The organism is Streptomyces sp. NRRL WC-3549, from assembly GCF_000721935.1.
Taxonomy (GTDB): Bacteria; Actinomycetota; Actinomycetes; order Streptomycetales; family Streptomycetaceae; genus Streptomyces.
Genome location: NZ_KL585437.1, coordinates 97388 through 102673, shown reverse-complemented (window position 1 = coordinate 102673; position 5286 = coordinate 97388). Strand labels below are relative to the sequence as shown.

5 protein-coding genes are annotated in these 5286 nt (G+C 72.3%); 1 reads left to right on the top strand and 4 read right to left on the bottom strand.

Annotation, left to right across the window (positions count from 1 at the left end):
• The 4 genes from IH13_RS0132270 to IH13_RS0132255 form a co-directional block, all read right to left on the bottom strand.
• Nucleotides 1–963: TgpA N-terminal domain-containing protein (locus IH13_RS0132270; protein WP_037843059.1), on the bottom strand; the 963-nt coding region annotated here is incomplete at its 3' end.
• Nucleotides 960–2318 carry a DUF58 domain-containing protein gene (locus IH13_RS0132265; protein ID WP_031090022.1) on the bottom strand — a complete coding sequence of 453 codons (1359 nt, stop codon included), beginning with the start codon at nucleotides 2316–2318 and terminating at the stop codon, nucleotides 960–962. The genes IH13_RS0132265 and IH13_RS0132270, both read right to left, overlap by 4 nt.
• The gene (locus IH13_RS0132260) at nucleotides 2318–3367 is read right to left on the bottom strand and encodes an AAA family ATPase (RefSeq protein ID WP_031090019.1); all 1050 of its coding nucleotides are present in this window, start codon (nucleotides 3365–3367) and stop codon (nucleotides 2318–2320) included. The genes IH13_RS0132265 and IH13_RS0132260 overlap by 1 nt, the downstream gene beginning before the upstream one ends.
• A 219-nt stretch (nucleotides 3368–3586) precedes the next feature.
• Nucleotides 3587–4150: a beta-class carbonic anhydrase gene (locus tag IH13_RS0132255; protein ID WP_031090016.1), complete on the bottom strand. Its 564-nt coding sequence runs from the start codon at nucleotides 4148–4150 to the stop codon at nucleotides 3587–3589.
• 401 nt (nucleotides 4151–4551) lie between these two features.
• Between IH13_RS0132255 and rsmH the strand changes: the two genes are divergently transcribed.
• On the top strand, nucleotides 4552–5286 hold a 735-nt coding region (gene rsmH / locus IH13_RS0132250; protein ID WP_031090013.1), incomplete at its 3' end, for a 16S rRNA (cytosine(1402)-N(4))-methyltransferase RsmH.

Sequence of the window (5286 nt, the reverse complement as noted above, 5' to 3'; positions counted from 1 at the left end):
GTGCGGCACGTCCCGCAGACGGCGGGTGGAGGGCCGCCACTCACTGCCGGTGAACTGGTCGAGGGCGAGGATGCGCAGATAGAGGTCCTGCGGGTTCGAGGAATCGGTGCGGTACGTCATCACCTCCCGGTTCTCCGGCTGGTTCAGGTTGTTCTGGAGCGAGACCAGCGGATTCACCGCGGAGATCGTGCCCCCGCCGCCCCCCTTGCCCGAACCGCCCCCCTCGCCCAGGAGCCCGCCGTCCATGGCCGGCAGCGCCGCCGGAACGACGAGCGCGACGCCCAGCGCCACCGCCCCGATGCGCCGGCCCGTACGCACCGGGGCGCGCCCCGGTCCGCCCGCCGTCAGGCCGCCCGATGAAGGCGGCCCCCCGCCGAAGACCCGGCCCCATCCCGACAGCCGGTCCCGGCCTTCGGCCAGCAGGAGCAGCAGATAGCCGCAGGCCGCGAGCAGGAACCAGAGCCACCCCGCGCCTCCCTCGGCGAGCCCCGCCGCGACCGAGTAGAGCGCGAGCAGCGGCAGCCCCGCCGGGGCCGCGCTGCGGAACGTCACCGCGAGGACGTCGACGGCCAGCCCGACCAGCAGCACCCCGCCGACCAGCATCAGCCGGATGCCGTCCGTCGCGGGCGCGGGGCTGGCGTACCGGCCGACGTCCTCGGAGCCCGCGGCCAGCAGGTCCGCCAGCCACTGGACCGCCTGCGGGCCGGGCAGGACACCGAACAGCGCGTGGCCCCGGGCGAACGCCACGGTCAGCAGGAGCAGTCCGACCAGCGTCTGCAGACAGACCGTCAGGACCCGTGCGGACGACAGCCGGCGGGCCGTCACACCCACCCCGCTCTGGACGGCGAGCAGGAACGCGGCCTGCGCGAGCCACCCGGACGTCTCGACCAGGGGCAGCAGAGCGGCCGCCGCCATCATCGTCGCCGTGAAGGCGCACAACGCCAGCCGGGTACGCCCGCTCACGACCATCCCCCCGAGAAGCCATGCGTCGCCCCGGGCAGAGCGCCGGAGTGCGCCTCGCCCGCCTGCCGCCACACATCCGCCAGCGCGGCGCCCGGCTCCACCGCCACCGCGGTCCAGCCCGCCTCACGCAGCGTCCTCAGCCGGCCGGCCGCGGGCGTCTCCGACTCACCGCCCGGCACCCGGTCGGCACCGGCCGGCACGAACGCGACCGCGGCACCGCTGCGCCGCCCCATCCGGGCCGCCAGGTCCGCCTGCTCCTCGTCGAGGTCGCCGAAGAACGCGACCAGCAGCCCCTCGTCGCCCCCGCGCAGCACGTCGTACGCCCGGGACAGCCCCCCGCCCTCGGAGTGGCCGATGTCCGCGAGGGTGTCCATCATCAGCCCCACCGAGTCCGCCGAGTCCTGGGTCGGTGCGGCGAAGCCGTCCGTACCCCCGCCCGGCACGACGGTCCCGTCGTCCGTCAGCAGACGCACGGCGAAGCCGCGCTCCAGCATGTGCGTCAGGGCCGACGCGGCACCCGACACCGCCCACTCGAACGCCGAGTCCGGCCCGGCCCCCTGATACGCGATCCGCCGGCTGTCCAGCAGCACCGTGCACCGGGCCCGCTGCGGCTGCTCCTCGCGGCGCACCATCAGCTCGCCGTGGCGGGCGGTGGAACGCCAGTGCACCCGGCGCAGGTCGTCCCCGTGGCGGTAGCCGCGCGGAATGACGTCGTCCTCACCGGCGAGCGCCAGTGAACGCTGCCTGCCGTCGCCGTACCCGGAGGCGGCGCCCGCCAGCCGCAGCGGAGGCAGCGGCTCCGTGCGCGGCACGACGACCAGGGTGTCGTACGCGCCGAACGAACGGCTCAGCTCGCACATCCCGAACGGATCGCTCAGCCGCAACTGCAGCGGCCCGAGCGGATAGCGCCCGCGCAGGTCGGAGCGGACCCGGTAGGACACCTCACGGCTGCCGCCCGCCTCCACCCGGTCCAGCACGAAGCGGGGGCGGGGGCCCAGCACGTACGGCACCTGGTCCTGGAGCATCAGCAGCCCCGTGGGCAGCCGGGAGACGTTGTCCGTCCGCAGCCGCACCCGCGCCTCCGAACCCGCCGGCACCCGGGACGGCGAGAGCCGCCGGCTGCCCGCGACCCGGTAGCGGGTGCGGTAGAGCACGGTCACACAGATCAGCGGCAGCACCGCCAGCAGCAGCCCGACCCGCAGCAGGTCGCTCTGGCCCAGCACGTAGGCGCAGAGGGCGGCGGCGACACCCGCGGCGAGGAAGGAACGCCCCCGCGTCGTCAGCCCGCCCAGGGCCGCCCGCGGACCGCCCCGGCGGTCGCCGCCGCCCACGGGGCCGGGCACCCCCGCGGCCATCACGGCCGCCGTGCGCCGGGCTGCCGGCCGTACGCCGGAGGATGCCCCGGATGCCGCGGCTGCGCGGGGGCGGCCGGCACAGCGCCGGAGGTCGGGACCGGTGTGCGCTGCAGGATGTCCAGGACGACCTGCTCGGCCGTGCGGCGGTTGAGCTGGGCCTGCGCCGTCGGCAGCAGCCGGTGGGCGAGCACCGCCACCGCGAGCGCCTGGACGTCGTCGGGCAGGGCGTAGTCGCGCCCGCTCAGGGCGGCCGATGCCTTGGCCGCACGGAGCAGGTGCAGGGTCGCACGCGGGGAGGCACCGAGCCTGAGGTCCGGGTGGCTCCGGGTGGCCCCGACCAGCTCCACCGCGTACCGCCGCACGGACTCCGCCACGTGCACCGTGCGCACCGCGTCGATCAACTTCACGATCTCGTGGGCGTGCGCCACCGGCTGGAGGTCGTCCAGCGGTGAGAGCCCGCCGTGCACGTCGAGCATCTGGAGCTCGGCCTCCGCGCTGGGGTAGCCGATCGACACCCGGGCCATGAAGCGGTCCCGCTGGGCTTCGGGCAGCGGGTAGGTGCCCTCCATCTCCACCGGGTTCTGGGTGGCCACCACCATGAAGGGGTCGGGCAGTTCGTAGGTCCGGCCGTCGATCGTGACCTGGCGCTCCTCCATCGACTCCAGCAGCGCGGACTGGGTCTTCGGCGAGGCGCGGTTGATCTCGTCGCCGATCACGATCTGGGCGAAGATCGTACCCGGTTTGAACTCGAAGTCCCGCCGCTGCTGGTCGAAGATCGACACGCCGGTGATGTCCGACGGCAGCAGGTCCGGTGTGAACTGGATGCGCCGCACCGAGCAGTCGATCGACCGCGCCAGCGCCTTGGCCAGCATGGTCTTGCCGACCCCGGGCACGTCCTCGATGAGGAGATGCCCCTCCGCCAGCAGTACGGTCAGCGAAAGCCGTACGACCTCGGGCTTGCCCTCGATCACACCCTCGACCGACCTGCGCACCCGCTCCGCAGTGGTCGTCAGATCCGTGAGGCTCGCTCGATCGTCATAGGTCGTCACACCCGGCCCTCCTCGGCCCCTTGTGCACGGACCGGCGGCACACAGATGCCCCGGTCCGCCCCGAAATACGGACACTCTCCGGAGGACCCGGAGGGATGTCACTCCCGCATTCTTGTTGCCGTTACCGCTTCGTGTCACTCGCCTGTGGACAAGCGAGGGTGAAATGTCGGGTGTGATCTTTATGTCGAGGGAGAACCGGGGTGAGGGGCCTGTGGAAAATCAGGCGGAGGGGTCGATCTCGCGCAGCAGGCCGGTGGTCACGTCGAAGACGAAACCGCGGATGTCGTCGTTGTGCAGGAGGAAGGGCGAGGTGCGGACCCGCTGCATCGACTGCCGCACGTCCTGGTCGGCGTCGGTGTAGGCCTCCACCGCCCAGACGGGCCGCTGTCCGACCTCGTGCTCCAGCTCCTGGCGGAACTCCTCGGTGATGCTCTCGAGGCCGCAGTTGGTGTGGTGGATGAGGACGATGCTGCGGGTGCCGAGCGCCCGCTGGCTGATGGTCAGCGACCGGATGACATCGTCCGTCACGACCCCGCCGGCGTTGCGGATGGTGTGGCAGTCGCCGAGTTCCAGACCGAGCGCGGCGTGGAGGTCGAGGCGGGCGTCCATGCAGGCGACGACGGCGACCTGGAGCACCGGGCGTGCGTCCATGCCGGGGTCGGTGAACTTGTCCGCGTAGCGGGTGTTCGCCTGGACGAGCCGGTCGGTGACCGCACCGGCGGGGCGGGCCGCGTCGGAGGCGGGGGAAGCGGACTCGGTGGATGGCTTGGCGGAAGTCGACATGGTGACGACGTTAGACCTCGCGGGTGCCCCCGGCGTGTCATGGAAAGGGACAAAGAACCTCAACGAGACTTGTTGTGAGCTAACCCACAAGCCTCACTTGCTCTCACCTGCACGGGTGAAGTCGTGGTCCGTGGCGGTACGCGCTGCCCGGTTCGTTGATCGGGAATCGATCGAATGGCAGGGTGGTCTAAAGTGACACGAAGTTACCGACACGCCTGCACATTATGCATATTTTTGCATGTTTCGAATTCCCCGTGATGTGCGGCGTACATGCGGCCCGGCCCTTGCCCGCTCGCTGGTCGGCCGACGCCCCTTCCCCGGCGCCGGTGGACCTCCCCTTCCGAGCGGGCGGGGACCAGACCGCACGTGCAGCCACACGGGACTGAGCCTGAGAGGGCGCTTTGAGCCAGACCCGACACGTCCCGGTGATGCTCCAGCGGTGCCTGGACCTGTTGGCCCCGGCCCTGGAGGCGACCGGAGGGCGGCCCCCGGTCGTCGTGGACTGCACCCTCGGGCTCGGCGGTCACAGCGAGGCCCTGCTCTCCGCCTTCCCCGAGGCCCGGCTGGTCGCGCTGGACCGCGACAAGGAGGCGCTGCGGCTCTCCGGCGAGCGCCTCGCCGCGTACGGCGACCGGGCCACCCTGGTGCACGCCGTCTACGACGAGCTCCCCGATGTCCTCGACCGGCTCGGCATCCCCAAGGTCCAGGGCGTCCTCTTCGACCTCGGGGTCTCCTCCATGCAGTTGGACGAGGCCGACCGCGGCTTCGCCTACGCCCAGGACGCCCCGCTGGACATGCGGATGGACCAGACGACCGGGATCGGCGCCGCCGAGGTGCTCAACACCTACCCGCCGGGTGAACTCGTACGGATTCTGCGCGCGTACGGCGAGGAGAAGCAGGCCAAGCGCATCGTCTCCGCCGTCGTCCGCGAGCGCGAGAAGGAGCCCTTCAGCAACAGCGCCCGCCTCGTCGAACTCATCCGCGACTCCCTGCCGCAGGCCGCGAAGCGCACCGGGGGCAATCCGGCCAAGCGCACCTTCCAGGCCCTGCGCATCGAGGTCAACGGTGAACTCACCGTCCTGGAGCGCGCGATCCCCGCCGCCGTGCGGAGCCTCGCCGTCGGTGGCCGGATCGCC

Coding starts and splice junctions, on each gene's coding strand:
- IH13_RS0132255 (WP_031090016.1), bottom strand. CDS start 4,150: ATGTCGACTTCCGCCAAGCCATCCACCGAGTCCGCTTCCCCCGCCTCC.
- IH13_RS0132265 (WP_031090022.1), bottom strand. CDS start 2,318: ATGGCCGCGGGGGTGCCCGGCCCCGTGGGCGGCGGCGACCGCCGGGGC.